The organism is Halomonas urmiana (genome assembly GCF_005780185.1).
GTDB classification, from domain to species: domain Bacteria; phylum Pseudomonadota; class Gammaproteobacteria; order Pseudomonadales; family Halomonadaceae; genus Halomonas; species Halomonas urmiana.
The window spans coordinates 1-259 of the sequence record NZ_VBUI01000109.1 but is presented as its reverse complement, the minus strand read 5'-3'; the positions used below and the strand labels follow the sequence as shown (position 1 = coordinate 259).

The 259-nt window shown below is 27.0% G+C and carries 1 protein-coding gene; it reads left to right on the top strand.

The genetic code is table 11. From position 1 onward, the window contains the following. A partial coding sequence (locus tag FEI13_RS18965) for a site-specific recombinase (protein ID WP_166462152.1) occupies positions 1–259 on the top strand: 259 nt, incomplete at both ends.

Here is a 259-nt window from a genome sequence, read left to right as displayed (position 1 = left end):
CAAGGTTTTGCTTTTGTGAATACAGCTTTCAAAAATTCTTCAAAATATGGAATTTCTAGTAAAATTAATCTCGCTTTGCTCAAAATAAGACAGCAGTTACAGAGAATTTTAGAAATTTTAGATTTATTGGTCATTAATAAAGATTCTGATGTTATTGAAAAGTCTAAAAAATTAGTTACCAGTATTTTAGAATATAAATCTCACCGAAACAATATTAGAGATTTGGTGTACGATAGTACTACTTTGATGTCTCATCTTA